This window comes from Pseudomonas sp. FG86 (assembly GCF_057808775.1).
Genome location: NZ_JBMDIS010000054.1, coordinates 22,918 through 43,066, shown reverse-complemented (window position 1 = coordinate 43,066; position 20,149 = coordinate 22,918). Strand labels below are relative to the sequence as shown.

At 61.5% G+C, this 20,149-nt stretch carries 14 protein-coding genes and 1 pseudogene; all 15 read right to left on the bottom strand.

The genetic code is table 11. The annotated features are described in order from the left end of the window. Nucleotides 1-184 precede the first annotated feature (184 nt). Nucleotides 185-982, bottom strand: coding sequence for a transporter substrate-binding domain-containing protein (locus ACODSV_RS25775; protein ID WP_041160821.1), 798 nt, complete (start codon nt 980-982; stop codon nt 185-187). A 218-nt stretch (nt 983-1,200) separates the two neighbouring features. Beyond that, entirely contained in the window at nt 1,201-2,001 is an 801-nt protein-coding gene (locus ACODSV_RS25770) for a transporter substrate-binding domain-containing protein (protein WP_150054212.1), read from the bottom strand. Nucleotides 2,002-2,226: 225 nt separating this feature from the next. Further along, nucleotides 2,227-4,799: pseudogene (gene mdoH / locus ACODSV_RS25765) on the bottom strand (glucans biosynthesis glucosyltransferase MdoH); the annotation flags it as partial. Next, entirely contained in the window at nt 4,792-6,528 is a 1,737-nt protein-coding gene (locus ACODSV_RS25760; protein ID WP_150054210.1) for a glucan biosynthesis protein G, read from the bottom strand. The pseudogene mdoH and the gene ACODSV_RS25760, both read right to left, overlap by 8 nt. Before the next feature lie 266 nt (nt 6,529-6,794). Then, nucleotides 6,795-7,232 carry a D-aminoacyl-tRNA deacylase gene (dtd, locus tag ACODSV_RS25755; protein ID WP_024072920.1) on the bottom strand — a complete coding sequence of 146 codons (438 nt, stop codon included), beginning with the start codon at nt 7,230-7,232 and terminating at the stop codon, nt 6,795-6,797. Beyond that, nucleotides 7,229-8,200, bottom strand: a complete 972-nt coding sequence (pip, locus tag ACODSV_RS25750; protein ID WP_024072919.1) for a prolyl aminopeptidase — start codon at nt 8,198-8,200, stop codon at nt 7,229-7,231. The genes dtd and pip overlap by 4 nt, the downstream gene beginning before the upstream one ends. Before the next feature lie 260 nt (nt 8,201-8,460). Continuing rightward, a complete protein-coding gene (hutG, locus tag ACODSV_RS25745) occupies nt 8,461-9,264 on the bottom strand; it encodes an N-formylglutamate deformylase (RefSeq protein WP_069075078.1) in 804 nt (267 codons plus the stop codon). A gap of 11 nt (nt 9,265-9,275) precedes the next feature. Beyond that, nucleotides 9,276-10,481, bottom strand: coding sequence for an imidazolonepropionase (hutI, locus tag ACODSV_RS25740; protein WP_069075079.1), 1,206 nt, complete (start codon nt 10,479-10,481; stop codon nt 9,276-9,278). Nucleotides 10,482-10,626: 145 nt separating this feature from the next. After that, nucleotides 10,627-12,159 (bottom strand): histidine ammonia-lyase, encoded by a 1,533-nt coding sequence (gene hutH, locus ACODSV_RS25735; RefSeq protein WP_024072916.1) that lies wholly within the window; start codon nt 12,157-12,159, stop codon nt 10,627-10,629. A gap of 25 nt (nt 12,160-12,184) precedes the next feature. After that, nucleotides 12,185-13,708: a histidine ammonia-lyase gene (gene hutH / locus ACODSV_RS25730; protein ID WP_150054070.1), complete on the bottom strand. Its 1,524-nt coding sequence runs from the start codon at nt 13,706-13,708 to the stop codon at nt 12,185-12,187. Between the two features lie 143 nt (nt 13,709-13,851). Continuing rightward, the gene (locus ACODSV_RS25725; protein ID WP_024072914.1) at nt 13,852-14,676 is read right to left on the bottom strand and encodes a quaternary amine ABC transporter ATP-binding protein; all 825 of its coding nucleotides are present in this window, start codon (nt 14,674-14,676) and stop codon (nt 13,852-13,854) included. Further along, the gene (locus ACODSV_RS25720) at nt 14,673-15,524 is read right to left on the bottom strand and encodes an ABC transporter permease (RefSeq protein WP_017738813.1); all 852 of its coding nucleotides are present in this window, start codon (nt 15,522-15,524) and stop codon (nt 14,673-14,675) included. Before ACODSV_RS25720 ends, ACODSV_RS25725 begins: the two co-directional genes overlap by 4 nt. Before the next feature lie 71 nt (nt 15,525-15,595). Next, on the bottom strand, nt 15,596-16,561 hold the full coding sequence (locus tag ACODSV_RS25715; RefSeq protein ID WP_024072913.1) for an ABC transporter substrate-binding protein: 966 nt from the start codon (nt 16,559-16,561) through the stop codon (nt 15,596-15,598). Between the two features lie 69 nt (nt 16,562-16,630). Continuing rightward, on the bottom strand, nt 16,631-18,091 hold the full coding sequence (locus ACODSV_RS25710; RefSeq protein ID WP_024072912.1) for a purine-cytosine permease family protein: 1,461 nt from the start codon (nt 18,089-18,091) through the stop codon (nt 16,631-16,633). A gap of 141 nt (nt 18,092-18,232) precedes the next feature. Further along, complete coding sequence (gene hutU, locus ACODSV_RS25705) at nt 18,233-19,936, bottom strand: urocanate hydratase (RefSeq protein WP_051448859.1); 1,704 nt, start codon at nt 19,934-19,936, stop codon at nt 18,233-18,235. Between the last annotated feature and the right edge of the window lie 213 nt (nt 19,937-20,149).

The following is a 20,149-nucleotide window of genomic DNA, read 5'->3' as shown; positions in this document are numbered from 1 at the left end:
TGCCCCGCGTTGGGCTGCGAAGCAGCCCCACTAAGATCACCGCGCTGTTTCAGATGGGCCGTGGCCTGAGGTTTTTGGGGCTGCTTCGCAGCCCAACGCGGGGCAAGCCCGCTCGCCACAGCAAGCCCGCTCATACATTAAGCCGTCTCACCACATCAAGCCGTCGCACCAAAGCACTACAGCGTTATTCCATGTCCTTGAGCCATTCGGAGCTCTTGAACCACTTGTCATGGATGCGATCGTAGGTGCCGTCGTTCTTGATCTGGTGCAGGAAGTTGTTGATGAAGTTGATGCTGTCGTAGTCGCCCTTCTTCAGACCGAACGCCAGCGGTTCGAAGGTGAAGGGTTCTTCCAGGAACACCAGCTTGCCGTTGCCGACTTTTTTCTCGGCAACGACGTTGTACGGGGCGTCATACACGAAGGCATCGGCCTTGCCATTGACGACGTCCAGCACACCTTCCTGCTCGTTGTCATAGCCGTGGTACTTGGCCTTGGAGATCAGCTTCTTGGCAACCATCTCGCCGGTGGTGCCGAGCTTGGAGGTCAGGCGGTATTTCTCGTCATTCAAGTCTTTGTAGGACTTGATGGTGCCTTCCAGCTCCTTGCGAATCAGCAGGGTCTGGCCCACCACGATGAAGGGTTCGCTGAAGTTCAGGCGCAGGTTGCGTTCCTGGGTCAGGGTCATGCCGCTGCCGATCATGTCGAACTTGCCGGTCAGGAACGCCGGGATGATGCCGTCGTAGCCGGTGGACACCAGCTCCAGCTTGACGCCCATGGACTTGGCCATGGCCTTGAGAATGTCGACTTCGAAACCAATGATTTCACCGCGCTTGTCGGTCATTTCGAACGGCATGTAGGTCGGGTCCATGCCGACTTTCAACGTGCCGCGCTTGACCGCATCATCGATCGCGCCGGCCTGGGCCGCATTGGCCGCGACCAGCGCGGTGACGCCGAGCAGCAGCATCGAAAGATACTTTTTCATCATCAAGTCCCCTGAACCATTCTTATGAGGTCGGCGCGCAAAAGGGCTGCACCATTTCGGGGTGCGATCCTAACCCACTCGATGCCTGTCACAAAGGTTTCACCGGGATTTGTTGTCGGGGTATGTCAGAAACGCCCTACAACGGTGCAGCAAAGCGCAGAGGCAGACACTTCGCCACCCGGCAATAGCCATTGATTGATGTGTAAGCAGTTATGACTTCAGTAGACTTCCGCCATCCAGGCGGTGTCCTTGAACCACTTGTCATACAGACGATCGTAGGTCCCGTCCTGGGCCACCTGGTTCAGGAAATGGTTGATCCAATTGAGGCTGTCGTAATCGCCTTTTTTCAGGCCGAACGCCAGTGGCTCATAGGTGAAAGGCTGCTCCAGGGCCAACAGCGAGCTGTTTTCGGGCTTGGCGATGGCGATCAGGTTGTAAGGCGCATCGTGGATAAAAGCGTCGGCCTTGCCCTCTACCACCTGACGCACGCCTTCTTCCGGCGTCGGGAACGTACGTAACCGCGCCGCTCCAAGGAATCGCCTGGCGGCCAACTCACCGGTCGTCCCCTCGATGGCGACGACTCGATAACCGGCATCATCCAGGTCTTCGATACTGCTGACCTTGCCGGCAAGGTCGGGATGCAGCAACACGGTCTGGCCGACAATGATGAAAGAGTCGCTGAAGTTCAATTTCAGGTTGCGCTGCTGGGTCACCGTCATGCCGCTGCCGATCAGGTCGTATTGCTTTTGCATCAGCCCCGGCAGCAGCTCGGTATAGGGCACCGGCACCATCTCCAGCTCGACATCCAGGGCCTTGCTCATGGCTTGGAGCAAGTCGATTTCGAAGCCGACGATCTGCCCACGCTTATCGGTCATTTCGAAGGGCACGTAGGTGGGCGTCGTGCCGACCCTCAATACCCCTCGTTGAACCGCGTCGTCGATGGCGCCAGCGTTGGCCGGAGCACCGTATAAGAACCCGATGACACCCAGCAACACAGCACACAAACACCTTTTGATCATGAGATACCCCCGTTCCATTGAGCACACGACAACCCGCTACAGCGCCAGTGCGCGTAAACCTGGGTGGTCGAGTCAGATTGGGGGGCGATGCTAACCCACTCGTCGCCGTGGCAATACGCCTTGGACAGGGGTCTTTTGTTTCGAAATAACAAGGGGTTGGAGCAACAGAGGGCGCTGTAGGAAGACGCCGTGAACGCCCTCAGGGTAACCCCCTGAGGGCTTCAGCATCAGGCCGGTTGAGCCTGGGACGCCACCGGTTGCAACGGTAGCAACGGGGCGTGCGGGTCGGCCTTGATCGAGTTACGCCAAGCGGCCAGCCACTCGGCGTGCCCATCGTTCCAGACCTGCTCGTGCAGGCGAGCCAGGGCAACCGGGTCGCTGAGCAGGGCCAGGCGTTCAGCGTTGTTGAGGCCGGCAGGGCCGACTTTCAACGCATGACGAACACGCTCGCCACGCAGGTACTCGATCGGCTCCGCCTCACGGTGACGCGAGGTCGCCAGGGCGCAGGCCAGGGCGTTCTGCTGCGGGTCGACCACCGAACGTATGAAGCCATCATTGAGGGCGTGCCAACGGTTTTCGTGGGTGTACTTCTCGGTCGACAGCAACGCCTGCGGCGGATTGTATTCCTCAGGGATCAGGAACAGGCTTTCGTCGCGGGACTTGAGGCCCAGATTGACCCGGCTGGAAATCACCGATACCGGGATCGACAGCATCAGCGACCCCACGATCGGCACCAGCCACCACAGGAAGCTTGGGTTCAACCACACCACCAGCAGTGCCCACAGGAAGCCGAGCAAGGTCTGGGTACCGTGGCGCTTGATCGCTTCGCCCCAGGGGGTGGAGTCGTCGTCACGCTGCGGCGAATTCCAGGTCGCGGCCCAACCGAGGAACGCGGCCAGTACGAAACGGGTGTGGAAGATCATGCGCACCGGTGCCAGCAGCATGGAGAACAGCATCTCCAGCAACATAGACAGGGTCACCTTGAACTTGCCGCCGAATTCTTTCGCGCCCTTGGCCCAGATCAGGATGATGCTCAGCAACTTTGGCAGGAACAGCAACACAATGGTGGTGGAGAACAGCGCCACCGCCTTGTCCGGATGCCATTGCGGCCACAGCGGGTACAACTGGCGCGGTGCCATGAAGTACTGTGGCTCCATCAGGGTGTTCACCGCCAGCAGGGCCGTCGACAGCACCAGGAAGAAGAACCACAACGGCGCCGACAGGTAGGACATCACACCGGTCAGGAACACGGCACGGTGTACCGGGTGCATGCCCTTGACCAGGAACAGGCGGAAGTTCATCAGGTTACCGTGGCACCAGCGACGGTCACGCTTGAGTTCGTCCAGCAGGTTCGGCGGCAGTTCTTCATAGCTGCCCGGCAGGTCGTAGGCAATCCACACACCCCAACCGGCACGACGCATCAGCGCGGCTTCGACGAAGTCGTGAGACAGGATCGCACCGGCGAACGCGCCTTTACCTGGCAACGGCGCCAGGGCGCAGTGTTCGATAAACGGCTTCATGCGGATGATTGCGTTGTGACCCCAGTAGTGGGATTCACCCAACTGCCAGAAGTGCAGGCCAGCCGTAAACAGCGGGCCATAGACGCGGGTGGCGAACTGCTGCATGCGCGCATACAGGGTGTCCATGCCCGACGCCCGTGGCGCGGTCTGGATAATCCCGGCATCCGGCGTGGCTTCCATCAGGCGCACCAGGCTGGTCAGGCATTCACCGCTCATCACGCTGTCGGCGTCGAGCACCACCATGTACTTGTATTCACCGCCCCAGCGACGACAGAAGTCGTCGAGGTTGCCGCTCTTGCGTTTGACGCGACGGCGACGGCGGCGATAGAAAATCTTGCCGAAGCCACCGGCTTCGCGGCACACGTCCAGCCAGGCTTGTTGCTCGGCGATACAGATGTCAGCGTCGTTACTGTCGCTGAGCACGAAGAAATCGAAGCGGTCCAAGTCACCCGTGGCCGCGACCGACTCGAACGTGGCGCGCAGGCCAGCGAATACCCGCGGCACGTCTTCGTTGCAGATCGGCATCACCAGCGCGGTGCGTGCATCCTTGGGAATCGGCTCGTTGCCGGCACTTTTACCGGAGATACGGTATTTATCGTGACCGGTGAGCAGTTCAAGGAAGCCCATCAACGCAGTCCAGAAACCGGCCGAAACCCAGCAGAACAGGATCCCGAACATGATCAGGATGCTGGTTTGCAGGGCGTAAGGCAGGACCTGGGTGGCGGTTTGCAACAGGGTCTGGTTGCGGATCTCGTCAAAGTCGACCAGCGACCAGCCCTGGTACGGCATGATGCCTTTCATGTACCAGCCGGCCACGATGGTCTGGCCGAGCATCAGTACCAGCAGGATGTAGCGACGGATCGACCCCACGGTGCGCCAGCGCGCCGCCGGCAGCACGCGCTCGTCTTTCGGCGGCTTCGGCGGGTTGGTTCGGCCAGTCAGGCGACGCCAGCCGCGCACCAGGATATTGGTGCGCCATGGCTCCGGTACGACCTTGGTGCGACGAATCGGCGGCGTGGCCTTGAGGCACACGCGGCCGCTGGCGTCGAGCACCAGCATTTCGGCGTCTTGCAGCTCTTCGGCCGTGCTGAGGGTCAACCGGCGGCCGACCGACGCCTGGGCGGCGTCGACGGGCGCATCGAAGGTCGAAGACGACAAACGCTCGTGCAGTTCGGTGAAGGATGTGCAGCCTGCCAGTTCGGCACGCTGCTCAGCGGTCATCGGGAGATGCGCCAGATACTCGGACAGAGTCTCTGGCTGGGCTTGAGAATTACTCATCGGCAGGCAACTGATAGCTCCAGGTTTCGGTCAGGACTTGCTCGGTCTTGATCGGCTCCGGTGTGGCTGGGGCAGCTTCTGGCTGCTTGGCGTCCTTGTCTTTCGCGTCTTTCTTGGCCTGTTTCTCGTGCTGCTTGGCCAGGACCTTGTCGGCCTTGAGCACTTGGGTCGAAACCTGCTCCGGCTCAGGCTGCACGATGTCCTGCACCAGGGACGCACGCATCTCGGTGGGCTTTCCGGGATCCTTGATCTTCATGCGCAGGGTCAGGCGCCAGCCTTTGGTGTGCTCGTTGTAGCGCACGCTGTTTTCAACCAGCTCAGCGTTGTCACCCACACTCACCTGGCTGCGCACCGGCGCGTCCGGCAGCAGTTTCTTCAGGGACGGGCCCTCGAAATCGATCAGGTACGCCACGCTGCCGTCGGGCTGACGGATCAGGTTGGATTGTTTCACATCACCGGTCGAACGCAGGGTCTGCTTGACCCAGGCGCTGTCCGGCGAATGGAACGCGGCGTCGTCCAGGGTCCAGTGCAGGCGGTAGGCAACATCCAGCGGCTTGCCGACTTCCGGCAGTTCGGCCGGGCTCCAGAACGCTACGATGTTGTCGTTGGTTTCATCGGCGGTCGGAATCTCGACCAGGTCGACGGAACCCTTGCCCCAGTCGCCTTCAGGCTCGATCCAGGCGCTTGGGCGCTTGTCGTAGTTGTCGTCCAGGTCTTCGTAGTGGCTGAAGTTGCGGCCGCGTTGCAGCAGGCCGAACCCACGCGGGTTCTCCACGGTGAAGTTGCTGACCGACAGGTGTTTAGGGTTGTTCAGCGGGCGCCAGATCCACTCGCCATTACCGGCATGGATCGACAGGCCGCTGGAATCGTGCAGTTCGCGACGGTAGTTCAGGACCTTGGATGGCTGGTTGGCGCCAAACAGGAACATGGAAGTCAACGGGGCAACCCCCAGCTTGCTGACTTTGTCGCGCAGGAACATCTGGGACTTGACGTCGACCACGGTGTCGGTGCCCGGGCGCAGGATCAGGCGGTAGGCGCCGGTGGCGCGTGGCGAATCCAGCAGGGCGAAGATCACCAGGTGCTTGTCACCCGGCTTTGGACGTTCGATCCAGAACTCGGTGAAACGCGGGAATTCTTCGCCGGACGGCAGCGCGGTATCGATCGCCATGCCACGGGCGGACAGGCCATACACCTGATCCTTGCCCACGACGCGGAAATAGCTGGCGCCGAGCATGGTCATGATTTCGTCTTGCTTGTCGCCCTTGTTGATCGGGAACAGCACACGGAAACCGGCATAACCGAGCTGTTCGGTGGCCTTGGGGTCAACCTTGACGTCGCCAAAATCGAAACGCGACGCGTCGTACTTGATTTCCTGGACGCTGTCGGCGGTGACTTCGTTGATTTTCACCGGTGTATCGAAGTGCATACCCTGGTGATAGAAGGACAGTTTGAACGGGGTGTTCTGATCGGCCCACTCGGCTTTTTCGTTGCGGAAACGAATCTTCTGGTAGTCCGCGAATTTCATTTCGCGGAATTCGTTCGGCAGATTGCTGCGCGGAGCTTCGTATTTCTGCCCGGCCAGCTCTTTTGCCTTGGCCGACACATCGTCCAGACTGAATGCCCACAGTTGACCCGCGCCGAACAGGCAAAACAGGGCGGAGCCCGTCACCAGTGCGTTTCGTAACCGTTTGGCAGACAATTTTGGTGCATTACAGGGACTAACAATCACGAGCAACCCTCGCCGAAAACAGATCAAAAAACCAACGGCCAGCTATCTATATGCCAGGTTGGCGAGCATTGTTCCGACTCCCCTGGGTCAAAATGATTCCCCTGAGGCTATCGGACAAGTCTCTACCTAAGTCAAAAATGGACCAATCAACGCTGATCCCCGTAGCGCGCGATTATCTAGTAGCCCGCGATACAACGCATCAGGGACAACGAAGTATTTGTAGCGAAACCCTGCGTTTTTAGGCATTAAAGTCGTTTTTAATACATTCATGTCTGTAGGAGGAAGGTCACAGGGCCATCATTGACCAAATGCACCTGCATATCCGCACCAAAACGCCCCGACGCCACCGTGCCATGCAATTGTTGCGCTTGTGACAACAAGTGCTCAAAAAGCGCCGCTCCCAAGGCGGGAGGCGCCGCCGTGGAGAAGCTTGGCCGCAGCCCGCTCCTGGTGTCGGCCGCCAGGGTGAACTGCGACACCAGCAGCAAACCGCCGCCGATATCCTTCAGCGAACGGTTCATCTTGCCCTCGTCGTCGCTGAATACCCGGTAGTTAAGCAGCTTGTGCAGGAGTTTGTCGGCACTCTCGCGTGTATCCGATGGCTCAACGGCCACCAGCACCAGCAAACCCTGGTCGATCGCCCCTACGATTTCGCCTGCGACTTCGACACGGGCGCCACGCACCCGCTGCAACAGGCCCTTCATGCTTCTTCTGGTGGCAGATCAAGCAGGCGTCGCGCCATTTCGCCGGTCGCGCGGACCAGAGCATCCGTAATACCGGGCTCGGACGCCGCATGGCCAGCCTCGCGGATCACCTGCAGTTCGCTGTTGGGCCACGCCTGATGCAGCTCCCAAGCGTTATCCAGAGGGCAGATCATATCGTAGCGCCCATGGATGATTACGCCAGGCAGATGGGCGATCTTATGCATGTCGCGAATCAGTTGGTTGGGCTCCAGGAAGGAATTATTGGTGAAGTAATGGCACTCGATACGCGCAATGGACAGTGCGCGTTGCGGCTCGGAGAAACGCTCCACATGCTGCGGACTCGGGCACAGGCCCAGCATGCGACCTTCCCAGCCGGACCAGGCCTTGGCGGCGTGCATCTGGGCGATCTGGTCGTTGCCGGTCAGGCGCTTGTGATAGGCCGCGATCATGTCGTGACGCTCATCGGCAGGAATCGGCGCGATGTAGTCCTGCCAGTAATCCGGGAACAGGCGGCTGGCGCCGGCCTGGTAGAACCACTCGATGTCCTGCGGGCGGGCGAGGAAAATGCCGCGCACGATCAGGCCATGCACGCGCTCGGGGTGGGTTTGCGCGTAGGCCAGGGCAAGGGTCGAGCCCCAGGAGCCGCCAAACAGCACCCATTTGTCGATGCCCAGGTGCTCGCGGATGCGCTCGAGGTCGGCGACCAGGTCCCAGGTGGTGTTGTTTTCCAGGCTGGCGCGGGGTGTTGAGCGGCCGCAGCCACGTTGGTCGAATGTGACGATGCGGTACAGGTTCGGATCGAAATAGCAGCGGCTCTGGGCGTCGCAACCTGAGCCTGGGCCACCGTGGATGAAGACCACAGGCAAGCCCTCGGGGGAGCCACTTTCATCGACATACAGCGTGTGAATGGCATCAACGGCCAGATCGTGCCGGGCGTAGGGTTTGATCTGCGGGTACCAAGTCTGCATTGCGCGCTCCATAAGGGGTCGGGTTCATCCCTGGTGGGACGTCTTTTATTTTGCCGTCTGGCACTATAAACCCGAATTGTGCAATGAGCATGTCCTTGAGTACTTAGACCGGTGTCAGCCGTTCGCCATGTAAGTACTGGAACAGACAGCGATACAACGGATCGACCTCTGCCGCCTGGCCCTGGGCCCGCAAACGAGCGTGGACCAGCCCTTTGCCGAGTACAGCACAGTGCCCACGCCCCCGAGAGCTCGCACTTCAATTACTTTGAATAACGCTGTTTCCCCCACGCTAGCAGCCCCTGCAGCAACTGCTTCAACACCACCCGCGTCGGTTCGGCCAGATCCGGGCGATAGCGGAACGGCTCGAACTCTTCCATATAGGTGCTCTGGCACAACTCCAGCTGCACGGCGTGGATATCCTGCGCCGGGTTGCCGTAATGGCGGGTGATATGGCCGCCCTTGAAGCGCCCGTTCAAGACGTGGGTGTACTGTGGATAAGTGGCACAGATGGCCTCGAGCTGGCTGGCCAGTTCCGGATCACAGGCGGCGCCGTTGAAGGTGCCCAGGTTGAAGTCCGGCAGCTTGCCGTCGAACAGGTGGGGGATTACCGAGCGGATCGAATGCGCATCGAACAGCAGCGCATAGCCGAACTCAGCCTTGAGGCGGGCCAGCTCCTCTTGCAGTGTGCGGTGGTACGGGCCCCAGACCTTTTGCAGGTAGTTGGCGCGTTCGGTCGCGCTCGGTTCCAGCCCTTCACGGAACAACGGCACGCCATCGAACAGCGTCGCCGGGTACAGGCCGGTGGTGGCGCCGGCGTACAGCGGCTTGTCGTCGGACGGCCGGTTGAGGTCGATGACAAATCGCGAGTACTGCGCCGCCAAGGTGCTGGCGCCCAGTTCCTCGGCAAAGTCATACAGGGTCGGAATGTGCCAGTCGGTGTCCGGCAGGCTTTGCGCCTCGGGGATCAAACCGGCTTCGACCGCGGGCGTGAGGCGCAACCCGGCGTGGGGCATGCTGATCAGCAGCGGCACGCGGCCTTGTTTGAAGCTCAGAACCTTATCCACAACGGTACTCCTTAAACATTGATATCGACGCCGTGGCGCACGACGCGTTTATCCAGCTCGCCGCCCAGCCAATAGGCCAGGTCGGCGGGGCGATCGATCTGCCAGGCCACAAAGTCGGCAACCTTGCCCACTTCCAGCGAGCCATGGGTATCGCCCATGCCCAGGGCGGTGGCCGCGTGTTGCGTGGCGCCGGCCAGGGCTTCTTCCGGGGTCATGCGGAACAGGGTGCAGGCCATGTTCAGCATCAACCGCACCGACAACGCCGGCGAGGTACCGGGGTTGAGGTCACTGGCGATGGCGATTTTCACGCCGTGCCTGCGCAAGGCATCCATGGGCGGCAACTGGGTTTCGCGCAGGAAGTAGAACGCCCCCGGCAGCAAGACTGCGACGGTACCGGACGCGGCCATGGCGATGGCGTCGTCTTCGGTCATGAACTCCAGGTGATCCGCCGACAGCGCCTGGTAACGCGCCGCCAGGCTCGAACCGTGCAGCGATGACAGTTGCTCGGCGTGCAGCTTGACCGGTAGGCCGAGTTGCCGGGCGACTTTAAACACGCGCTCGACTTGTTCGGGCGAAAACGCCAGGTATTCGCAGAAGGCATCCACCGCGTCCACCAGCCCTTCGGCGGCCAGCGCCGGCAGCATCTCGGTGCAGATGTGATCGATGTAGTCGTCGGCGCGGTCCTTGTACTCCGGTGGCAAGGCGTGGGCCGCCAGGCAGGTGGCGCGCACGCTGACCGGCAGCGCATCACCGAGGCGGCGAATCACCCTCAGCAACTTGCGTTCGCTGGCCAGGTCCAGGCCGTAGCCGGATTTGATCTCCACCGTGGTCACGCCATCGCGCAGCAAACTGCACAGGCGCTTGCGGCTGCTTTCGAACAATTCGTCTTCGCTGGCGGCGCGCGTGGCGCGCACGGTGCTGGCGATACCGCCGCCCTGGGCGGCGATCTCGGCATAGCTCACGCCTTCAAGGCGCTGCTCGAATTCGCCACTGCGGTTGCCGCCGAACACCGTGTGGGTGTGGCAGTCGATCAGCCCGGGAGTCACCCAGGCGCCTTGCAGGTCATGCACCTGGGCATAGTCCAGCGTGGGCACTTGGCTGCGCGGGCCGATCCACTCGATAAGCGAACCCACGGTGACCATCGCGGCATCCTCGATGATCGAGTATTTGCCTTGGGCCATGGTTGCAACGTGGCAGTGCTGCCAAAGGGTTTTCATCAACGGCTCCCGATGTGATCCCTGATCCCTGTAGGAGCGAGCTTGCTCGCGAAGGACGTCAGCGATAACGCGTGCATCCTGGATGAATGCGGTGTCCTTGAGTTTTTCGCGAGCAAGCTCGCTCCTACAGGGGTGTGTGGTGTGTTTAGAGGCTCGGCAGCAACTTGGCCGGCACCAGTTCATTCAGGCAGCGGCTGGCGAGCAGTTCGCTGGCGGCGATGATGTCCGGGGCGAAAAAGCGGTCCTTGTCGTAGAACGCCACCTTGGCGCGCAGGATGCCACGGGCCTTTTCCAGTTTCGGCGAGGTTTTCAGGCCTTCGCGCAGGTCCAGGCCCTGGCAGGCGGCCAGCCATTCAACCGCCAAGATACCGCGCACGTTCTCGGCCATTTCCCACAGGCGCTTGCCGGCCGCCGGCGCCATGGACACGTGGTCTTCCTGGTTGGCCGAGGTCGGCAGGCTGTCGACGCTATGGGGATGGGCCAGCGCCTTGTTCTCGCTGGCGAGTGCCGCGGCGGTCACCTGGGCAATCATGAAGCCGGAGTTCACCCCGCCATTGCCCACCAGGAACGGCGGCAGTTGCGACATGTGCTTGTCCATCATCAACGAGATACGGCGCTCGCTCAGGGAACCGATTTCAGCGATGGCCAGCGCCATGTTGTCAGCAGCCATGGCCACCGGTTCGGCGTGGAAGTTGCCGCCGGAGATCACGTCGCCTTCCGCGGCGAAGACCAGCGGGTTGTCTGACACGGCGTTGGCTTCGATCACCAGCACGTCGGCAGCCTGGCGGAACTGGGTCAGGCAGGCGCCCATGACCTGTGGCTGGCAGCGCAGGGAGTACGGGTCCTGCACCTTGTCGCAATTCTGGTGCGACTGCGACACCTGGCTGCTGTCGCCGAGCAGGTCGCGATAAGCCGCCGCCGAGTCGATCTGCCCACGCTGGCCACGGGCTGCGTGGATACGCGCATCGAACGGCGAACGCGAACCCAGCACCGCTTCCACGGTGAGGCCGCCACAGGCCAGGGCGCCGGCGAACAGATCTTCACCTTCGAACAGGCCGCGCAAGGCGTAGGCAGTGGACACCTGGGTGCCGTTGAGCAGCGCCAGCCCCTCCTTGGCGGCCAGGGTCAGCGGTGTGAGGCCGGCGACTTTCAGCGCGTCGGTCGCCTCCAGCCATTCGCCCTTGTGGCGCGCCTTGCCTTCGCCGAGCAGCACCAGGGACATATGGGCCAAGGGCGCCAAGTCGCCGGACGCACCGACCGAACCTTTCAGCGGAATATGCGGGTACACCTCGGCGTTGATCAGCGCGATCAGTGCGTCGATGACCTGGCGGCGAATCCCGGAAAAGCCACGGCTCAGGCTGTTGACCTTGAGCACCATGACCAGCCGCACCAGCGCATCGCTGATGGGCTCACCGACGCCTGCGGCATGGGACAGCACCAGGGAGCGCTGGAGGTTTTCCAGGTCTTCGCTGGCAATGCGGGTCGAGGCCAGCAGGCCGAAACCGGTGTTGATGCCGTAGGCAGTGCGGTTCTCGGCGAGAATCTGTTCCACGCAGGCGACACTGGCTTCAATCTGGGCCGAGGCACTGTCATCCAGGCTGAGGGTTACCGGCTGCTGGTAGATGGCCCGCAGTTGGGCGAGGCTCAGTTGGCCTGGAATCAGGTTTAGCGCAGTCACATTCGTGCTCCTTGTGAATTATTGTTCAGTGCAATTCGGGAAAAACCGGGTGCAGCAAAGCGGTGTTCTTGAGCAGCGCGGCGGCAGTCGCGATGTCCGGCGCCAGCCAGCGATCCTGCTCGTACGGTGGCACGTGTTCACGCAACAGGCGCCAGGCGCTGTCGGTGCCCGCGCCGAAGCGCTGGCCCTTGAGGAATTCGAATGCCTGGGCCGCCAGCAGGTACTCGATGGCGAGGATCTGAGTGACGTTGGCCAGCACCTGGTGCAGCTTGAGCGCGGCATTGGTGCCCATGCTCAAATGGTCTTCCTGCAGGCCCGACGTGACGAAGTTGTCGAGTACCGCCGGTTGCGCCAACTGACGGTTTTGCCCGCACAACGAAGCGGCGACGTACTGCACGATCATCATCCCGGAGTTGACCCCGGGGTTACTCACCAGAAACGCCGGCAGGCCGCTGACGTGGGGGTTGATCAGGCGGTCGAGACGGCGCTCGGCCACCGAGCCGATTTCGGCCATGGCGATGGCGAGCATATCGGCAGCCAGCGCCACGGACTGCCCGTGCGGGTTGGCCTGGGAGACTACGCGGTAGTTGTCCGGCGTACCGAGTACCAGTGGGTTGTCGGTGGCGCTGTTGAGTTCGGTCTCGATCTGGCGGGTCGCATGCTCCAACTGATCGCGCGCCGCCCCGTGGATCTGCGGGATCGAGCGGATGCTCAGGGCATCCTGGGTGCGGATGCCTTTGCTGCTGGCGATCACTTCACTGCCATCGAGCAACGCGCGCAGGTTGATACCGACCTGCTGCATGCCGGGGTGACGCTTGAGGGCAATGATTTCTTCGTCGAACGCATCGATCTGGCCACGCAGGGCCTCGAAACTCATGGCGCCGATCACATCGGCCCATTGCAGCAGGTGGTGAGCATCGGCCAGGGCCAGGCAACTCAGGCCGGTCATGCACGGCGTGCCGTTGACCAGGCACAGTCCGTCTTTGGCGCCGAGTACCACCGGCTGCAAACCTTCTTCGTCCAGGGCCTGTTGCGCCGGGACGATCTGACCGCGATAGCTCACATGACCGACACCCAGCAGCGCCACACCGACATGGGCCATATGGGTCAGATAACCCACCGAGCCCTGGGACGGTACTTGCGGCGTGATGCCGTGGTTGAGCAGCGCCAGCAGCGAATGCACCACCTGCGGATGCAGGCCGGACTTGCCGTGGCTGTAGTTGATGACGGCCGCACAGATGATCGCGCGGGTCTGCTCGTCGCTGAGTACCGGGCCGACGCCACAGGCGTGGCTCAACAGGGTATTGCGCGACAGCTGGCTCAGTTGCTCGCCTTCAAGCGACACGTTGCACAACGCGCCCAGCCCGGTGTTCACGCCGTAGGCGCGTTCGCCGCTGGTGACGATGCGCTGCACGATGGCCTGGGCATTGTCGATCCGCGCCCAGGCCTGGCCGGAGAGTTGGAGCACCGCGCCGTGACGGGCGACGGCGACCACGTCCTGCCAGCGCAGGGGGGTGTCGGCGATGATGATTTTTGCTGCCTGGGACATCTTCATACCTTCTTCAATTCTTGTGCAGCCTTACCGGCCCTATCGGGGGCAAGCCCCCTCCCAGCTTTGAAGGTGTTCACAATTCAAAATGTGGGAGGGGGCTTGCCCCCGATAGGGCCAGCAGCCTTCCCACACATCCAGGATCAGACCACCGCCGCCCGCCGCTGAACAAACCGATCCACATACTCATCCGCCGGCGAGTGCAGGATCTCCCGCGGCGTGCCGACCTGGATCAGCTTGCCGTCCTTGAGGATCGCGATGCGGTTACCGATACGCACGGCCTCGTCGAGGTCGTGGGTGATGAATACGATGGTCTTGTGCAGGGTCTTTTGCAGCTCGAGCAACTGGTCCTGCATCTCGGCGCGAATCAACGGGTCGAGGGCGCTGAAGGCTTCGTCCATCAGGATGATGTCGGTGTCGGCCGCCAGGGCGCGGGCCAGGCCCACACGTTGGCGCATACCGCCGGAGAGCTGGTGCGGGTATTTGTTTTCGTAGCCCTTGAGGCCCACGGTTTCGACCCAGTGCTGTGCGCGTTCGGTACAGACTTGCTTGGTTTCGCCGCGCACCTTGAGGCCATAGGCGACGTTGTCGAGCACGCTCTTGTGGGGCAACAGGCCGAAGCTCTGGAACACCATGCTGATCTTGTGCCGACGGAATTGGCGCAGGGCGTCCATGTCCAGTTGCAGAATGTCTTCACCGTCGACCAGGATCGCACCGCTGGTGGGGTCGATCAGGCGATTGAAGTGGCGCACCAGCGTGGATTTGCCCGAGCCCGACAGGCCCATGATCACGAAGATCTCACCGGTACCGATGCTCAGGGACAAATCGTTAACGCCGACCACGCAACCGGTCTCGGCCAGCACTTGATCCTTGGTCTTGCCCTGGCCGATCAACGACAGCGCCTCCTTGGAGCGGGCGCCGAAGATCTTGAAGACGTTTTTTACTTCGATTTTGCTGACAGTAGTCATTTGCTCGCCTCATGCCGTGGACGACCATAGGCCTGGGTAATGCGGTCGATGACCACTGCGAGAATCACGATCGCCAGCCCGGCTTCCAGGCCACGACCGACGTTGAGGGTCTGGATGCCGACGAGCACGTCTTCGCCCAGGCCACGGGCGCCGATCATCGAGGCGATCACCACCATCGACAACGCCATCATGGTGGTCTGGTTGATACCGGCCATGATGCTCGGCAGGGCCAGCGGCAGTTGCACGCCGAACAGTTGCTGCCAGCGGTTGGCACCAAAGGCGTTAATGGCTTCCATGACTTCGCCGTCGACCTGGCGAATCCCCAGGTCGGTCAGGCGAATCAGCGGCGGCGCGGCGTAGATCACCGTGGCGAAGATCGCCGGCACCTTGCCCAGGCCGAACAGCATCAGCACCGGGATCAGGTACACGAAGCTGGGCATGGTTTGCATGATATCGAGCAGCGGCATCAGCACCGAACGCAGGCGATTGCTGCGTGCCGACAAAATGCCCAGCGGAATGCCGATCAGCACCGAGATCACCGTGGCGACCATCATCAGCGCCAGGGTCTGCATCAGCTTGTCCCACAGGCCGACCGCGCCCACCAGGAACAGCAAGCCGACGATCACCGCCGTGGTCAGCACTTTGCGGGTGGCATGCCAGGCAACACCGCCGACGATGGCCAGCATCAGCCACCAGGGAGCTGCACGCAGCAACCCTTCCAGGTTGACGATGGCCCACAGCAGGGTGTCGGAGATGTGCCGGAACACATCGCCGTAATTGGTGACCAGTGAGTCCACCCAACCGTTGACCCAGTCGGCAATGGAAAACGTAAAACTCTCAGGAAACATAGCGTGCTCTCGATCCAGTGGGTTGTGGCCAGGCGCCCGGCTACCCCTCAGGGTAGCCGTGCACACTTGACCTACAAGGCCGCGTCGATTTTCTTGGCTGCGTCTTCACTCACCCAGGCGTGCCAGACTTCAGGATGTTCCTTGAGGAAAATTTTCGCCAGTTTCGGCGACTCAATTCGCTCCTTGGCCATGCGCCCCAGGTTCTGGTTCAGCAGGTCGATGGGCAGGTTGACTTTTTCCAGCACAGCCACCAGTTCCGGGGCTTGTTCGTGGAAGGTCTTGGACAGACCGACCTTGATGCTCACGCTTTTATCCACACCCGGTTTTTCTTCCAGTTTCACCAGGTCGACCTGGCCCATCAGTGGTGTCGGCGACCAGTAGTAGAACAGGATCGGTTCGCCGCGCTTGTAGCTCGACAGCACCGCGGCATCCAACGCCGGGCCGGTGCCTGGGCGGAAGTTGGTGTAGCTGCTTTCCAAACCGTAGCTCTTGAGCATTTCGCTGTTGTCCAGCTCGCAGGTCCAGCCGGCCGGGCAGTTGTAGAAACGGCCCTTGGAGGGTTCTTCCGGGTCTTTGAAGACAGAGGCGTACTTAGCCAGGTCGGCGATGTTTTTCAGGCCCGCAGCCTTGGGTTCCAGCTTGCGTTTGGCATCACCTTCGACCACATAGCGCGGCACGTACCAGCCTTCGATAGCGCCCACAATCGGCGCACCAACGCCGACGACTTTGCCGGCCTTCTCGGCCTTGTTCCAGACTTCGCTGCGGCCAACCCACTCTTCGGCAAACACTTGGATATCGTTGCTGCTCAGGGCGTTTTCCATGGTGATGGAGTTGCCGGGCAGGCTATCGGTTTTGCAGTCGTAGCCTTTTTCCAGAACGGTTTGCAGGATGTCGGTGAGCAACATGCCGCTTTCCCAGTTCAGGCCGGCGAACTTCACCGGTTTACCGGATTCACACCAACCGGCCGCCTGGGCGCCAGCAGTGGCCAGCAAGCCCGCGGAGAATACGGTGGCCAACAGGGTCTTGTGCATTTTCATTGTTGTGACGCTCCCAATCATGAAATGGATTACGGCAGTCATTAGGCATCCTGCCCTGTCCACGTCCCCTCAGGCCTGTGCAACCAGCCCGTTTGTCGTCGTTGGTACAGCGCCCTGCTCTAGCGGCAGGATCAGGTGTTCAGGCATCGATCTGGGCCATTTTTTTGCCGCCCAGTAGTACAGCGCGGCGGGAAGTACCAGGCCGATGATCCAGGAAATGTCCACATCCCCCAGGGCCGCCACCAGCGGGCCGGTGTAGAACTTGGTGGAGATGAATGGCAATTGCACCAGCACCCCGAATACGTAGACGCTGATACCGACCGGGTTCCAACGGCCGTAGCGACCGTTCGGATCGGCCAGCGCCGACACGTCATAGCGATCACGAGTGATGCAGTAGTAGTCGACCAGGTTGATCGCACTCCAAGGCGTAAAGAACGCCAGCAGGAACAGGATGAAAGACTTGAATGCACCGAGGAACGAGTGCTGGCCAAGCAAGGCGATCAGGGTCGCCGCGCCAACGATAGCCAGCACGAACACCAGACGCTGCAAGCGCGTGACCTCCAGGCGACCCCGAAAGCCGCTGATGATGGTCGCGATGCACATGAAGCTGCCGTAGGAGTTCAGCGTGGAGATGGTGACCTTGCCGAACGCGATGCTGAAGTACAGCAGCGCAGCCGAGGCCCCCGCACCACCCAGACCTACGATGTAGGCCACTTCATGACCGGCAAATTGCCCGTTGGACATGGCCGCGGCAAACACGCCGAGGATCATCGCCACCTGTGCGCCAACCACCGAACCGGCACCGGCCGCCAGAAAGGTTTTCACCGAGGACGTCGTGCTCGGCAGGTAGCGTGAATAGTCCGCCACGTAAGGGCCGAAGGCGATTTGCCAGGATGCCGCGAGCGACACCGCCAGCAGGAAGCTGCTCCAACTGAAGTGACGGATTTGCAGGAGCGCACCAACGTCGGCCTGGCTCATCAGACGGCTGAACAGGTAGACAAAGGCAATCACGCCAATGACGCTGGCAACGCGGCCGATAAAGTGGATCACCCGATAACCGAGCACCGTGACCAGCACGATGACACTGGCGAAGGCCAGGATCCCGACGCTGTCGCTGACACCGAACAATTGGCCCAGCGCCTGACCGGAAAGCACCGTGCCCGTCGCGGTGAAACCGAGGTACATCAAGCAGACCAGTACGATCGGGATCGCCGCGCCATACACACCGAATTGCACCCGGCTGGAGATCATCTGCGGCAGGCCCAGCTTGGGCCCTTGCGCCGCGTGCAACGCCATCACACCACCGCCCAGCAGTTGACCGATCAGCAGGCCGATCAACGACCAGAACACATCACCGCCCAGCACCACGGCCAGGGCCCCGGTGACGATCGCAGTGATCTGCAGGTTGGCACCCAGCCACAGGGTGAACTGGCTCAATAGACGACCGTGTCTTTCCGCTTCCGGGATGTAGTCGATCGAACGCCTTTCGATCAACGGGGTGGTGCTTGCACGCGCATCATTTGCAGCCATGGGTGTTCAACCTCTGATGGATTGTTTTGGGTTCGCCGCCGATCACATGTGGGTGGGGGCTTGCTGCCGATGGCAGTGGGTCAGTCGCCAGACCTATTGGCTGATACACCACCATCGGGAGCAAGCGCCCTCCCACATCGGTTACTTGATCATCGGCAGGTTCAGCCCCTGCTCTTTGGCGCAGTCGATCGCGATCTGGTAACCCGCATCGGCATGACGCATCACCCCGGTGGCCGGGTCGTTGTGCAGTACGCGAGCAATTCGCTCAGCGGCTTCGTCGGTGCCGTCACAGACGATTACCATCCCGGAGTGTTGGGAGAAGCCCATGCCCACGCCGCCGCCGTGGTGCAGCGAAACCCAGGTCGCGCCGCTGGCGGTGTTGAGCAAGGCGTTGAGCAGAGGCCAATCGGACACGGCGTCGGAACCGTCCTGCATGGCTTCGGTTTCGCGGTTGGGGCTGGCCACCGAGCCGGAGTCCAGGTGGTCACGGCCGATCACGACCGGTGCCGACAGCTCACCGCTGCGCACCATTTCGTTGAACGCCAGGCCCAGCTTGGCGCGCTGGCCCAGGCCAACCCAGCAGATACGCGCCGGCAGGCCCTGGAAGCTGATGCGCTCGCGCGCCATGTCCAGCCAGTTGTGCAGGTGGGCGTCGTCGGGGATCAGCTCCTTGACCTTGGCGTCGGTCTTGTAGATGTCCTGCGGGTCACCGGACAGCGCCGCCCAACGGAACGGGCCGATGCCACGGCAGAACAGCGGGCGGATGTACGCCGGTACGAAGCCTGGGAAGTCGAACGCATTTTCCACGCCCTCTTCCTGCGCCATCTGGCGGATGTTGTTGCCGTAGTCGAAGGTCGGGATGCCTTGCTTCTGGAATTCCAACATGGCTTTGACGTGCACGGCCATCGACTGCTTGGCGGCCTTGATCACGGCCGCCGGTTCGGTCTTGGCGCGGGCGCGGTATTCGTCCCAGGTCCAACCGGCCGGCAGGTAACCGTTGAGTGGGTCGTGGGCGCTGGTCTGGTCGGTGACCATGTCCGGGCGCACACCGCGCTTGACCAGTTCCGGCAGGATTTCGGCGGCGTTACCCAGCAGGGCGATGGAAATCGCCTTGCCCTCTTTGGTGTATTTGGCGATGCGAGCCAGGGCGTCGTCGAGGTCGGTGGCTTGTTCGTCGACGTAACGGCTGTTCAGGCGGAAATCGATGCTGACCTGCTGGCATTCAATGTTCAACGAGCAGGCGCCAGCCAGGGTTGCGGCCAGTGGTTGAGCGCCGCCCATGCCGCCGAGGCCGGCGGTCAGTACCCAACGGCCCTTAAGGTCGCTGTTGTAATGCTGGCGACCGGCTTCGACGAAGGTTTCGTACGTGCCTTGGACGATGCCCTGGCTACCGATGTAGATCCAGCTGCCGGCGGTCATCTGGCCGTACATGGCCAGGCCCTTGGCATCCAGTTCGTTGAAGTGTTCCCAGCTGGCCCAGTGCGGCACCAGGTTGGAGTTGGCGATCAGCACGCGCGGCGCATTGGTGTGGGTCTTGAACACGCCGACCGGTTTGCCGGATTGCACCAGCAGGGTTTCGTCGTCATTCAGGTGGGTGAGGCTTTCGACGATCTGGTCGTAGCACTCCCAGTTGCGCGCTGCACGGCCAATACCACCGTACACCACCAGTTCTTTCGGGTTCTCGGCCACTTGCGGGTCAAGGTTGTTCATCAGCATGCGCAGCGGCGCTTCGGTCAGCCAGCTTTTGGCGGTGAGCTTATTACCGCGGGCGGCACGGATTTCGACGTCACGGTATTTTGTAGGCCTTGCTTTCGAAAAATCGGTCACAGCTGGACTCCTCGGCATGATGCGCGAACATGGACGGTGCGAAGGAGAGTCTTACGCACACATCTTTACTTGTACATACAAGCATATGCAATCAGGCGGCCAACTTTCTGAGCGAGGTGTTTGGATTTTTTTGGAAAGCGCGTTCGAGCCTTGGAAATTAAGGCCTGGAGGGATGATGAAATTTCTTACGAAGGCGTTTTATAGCGAGGGAGGTTTGTCACGACAGCGCGG

Coding starts and splice junctions, on each gene's coding strand:
- ACODSV_RS25775 (WP_041160821.1), bottom strand. CDS start 982: ATGAAAAAGTATCTTTCGATGCTGCTGCTCGGCGTCACCGCGCTGGTC.
- ACODSV_RS25770 (WP_150054212.1), bottom strand. CDS start 2,001: ATGATCAAAAGGTGTTTGTGTGCTGTGTTGCTGGGTGTCATCGGGTTC.
- dtd (WP_024072920.1), bottom strand. CDS start 7,232: ATGAAGGGCCTGTTGCAGCGGGTGCGTGGCGCCCGTGTCGAAGTCGCA.
- pip (WP_024072919.1), bottom strand. CDS start 8,200: ATGCAGACTTGGTACCCGCAGATCAAACCCTACGCCCGGCACGATCTG.
- hutI (WP_069075079.1), bottom strand. CDS start 10,481: ATGAAAACCCTTTGGCAGCACTGCCACGTTGCAACCATGGCCCAAGGC.
- hutH (WP_150054070.1), bottom strand. CDS start 13,708: ATGTCCCAGGCAGCAAAAATCATCATCGCCGACACCCCCCTGCGCTGG.
- ACODSV_RS25725 (WP_024072914.1), bottom strand. CDS start 14,676: ATGACTACTGTCAGCAAAATCGAAGTAAAAAACGTCTTCAAGATCTTC.
- ACODSV_RS25720 (WP_017738813.1), bottom strand. CDS start 15,524: ATGTTTCCTGAGAGTTTTACGTTTTCCATTGCCGACTGGGTCAACGGT.
- ACODSV_RS25715 (WP_024072913.1), bottom strand. CDS start 16,561: ATGAAAATGCACAAGACCCTGTTGGCCACCGTATTCTCCGCGGGCTTG.
- ACODSV_RS25710 (WP_024072912.1), bottom strand. CDS start 18,091: ATGGCTGCAAATGATGCGCGTGCAAGCACCACCCCGTTGATCGAAAGG.
- hutU (WP_051448859.1), bottom strand. CDS start 19,936: ATGCCGAGGAGTCCAGCTGTGACCGATTTTTCGAAAGCAAGGCCTACA.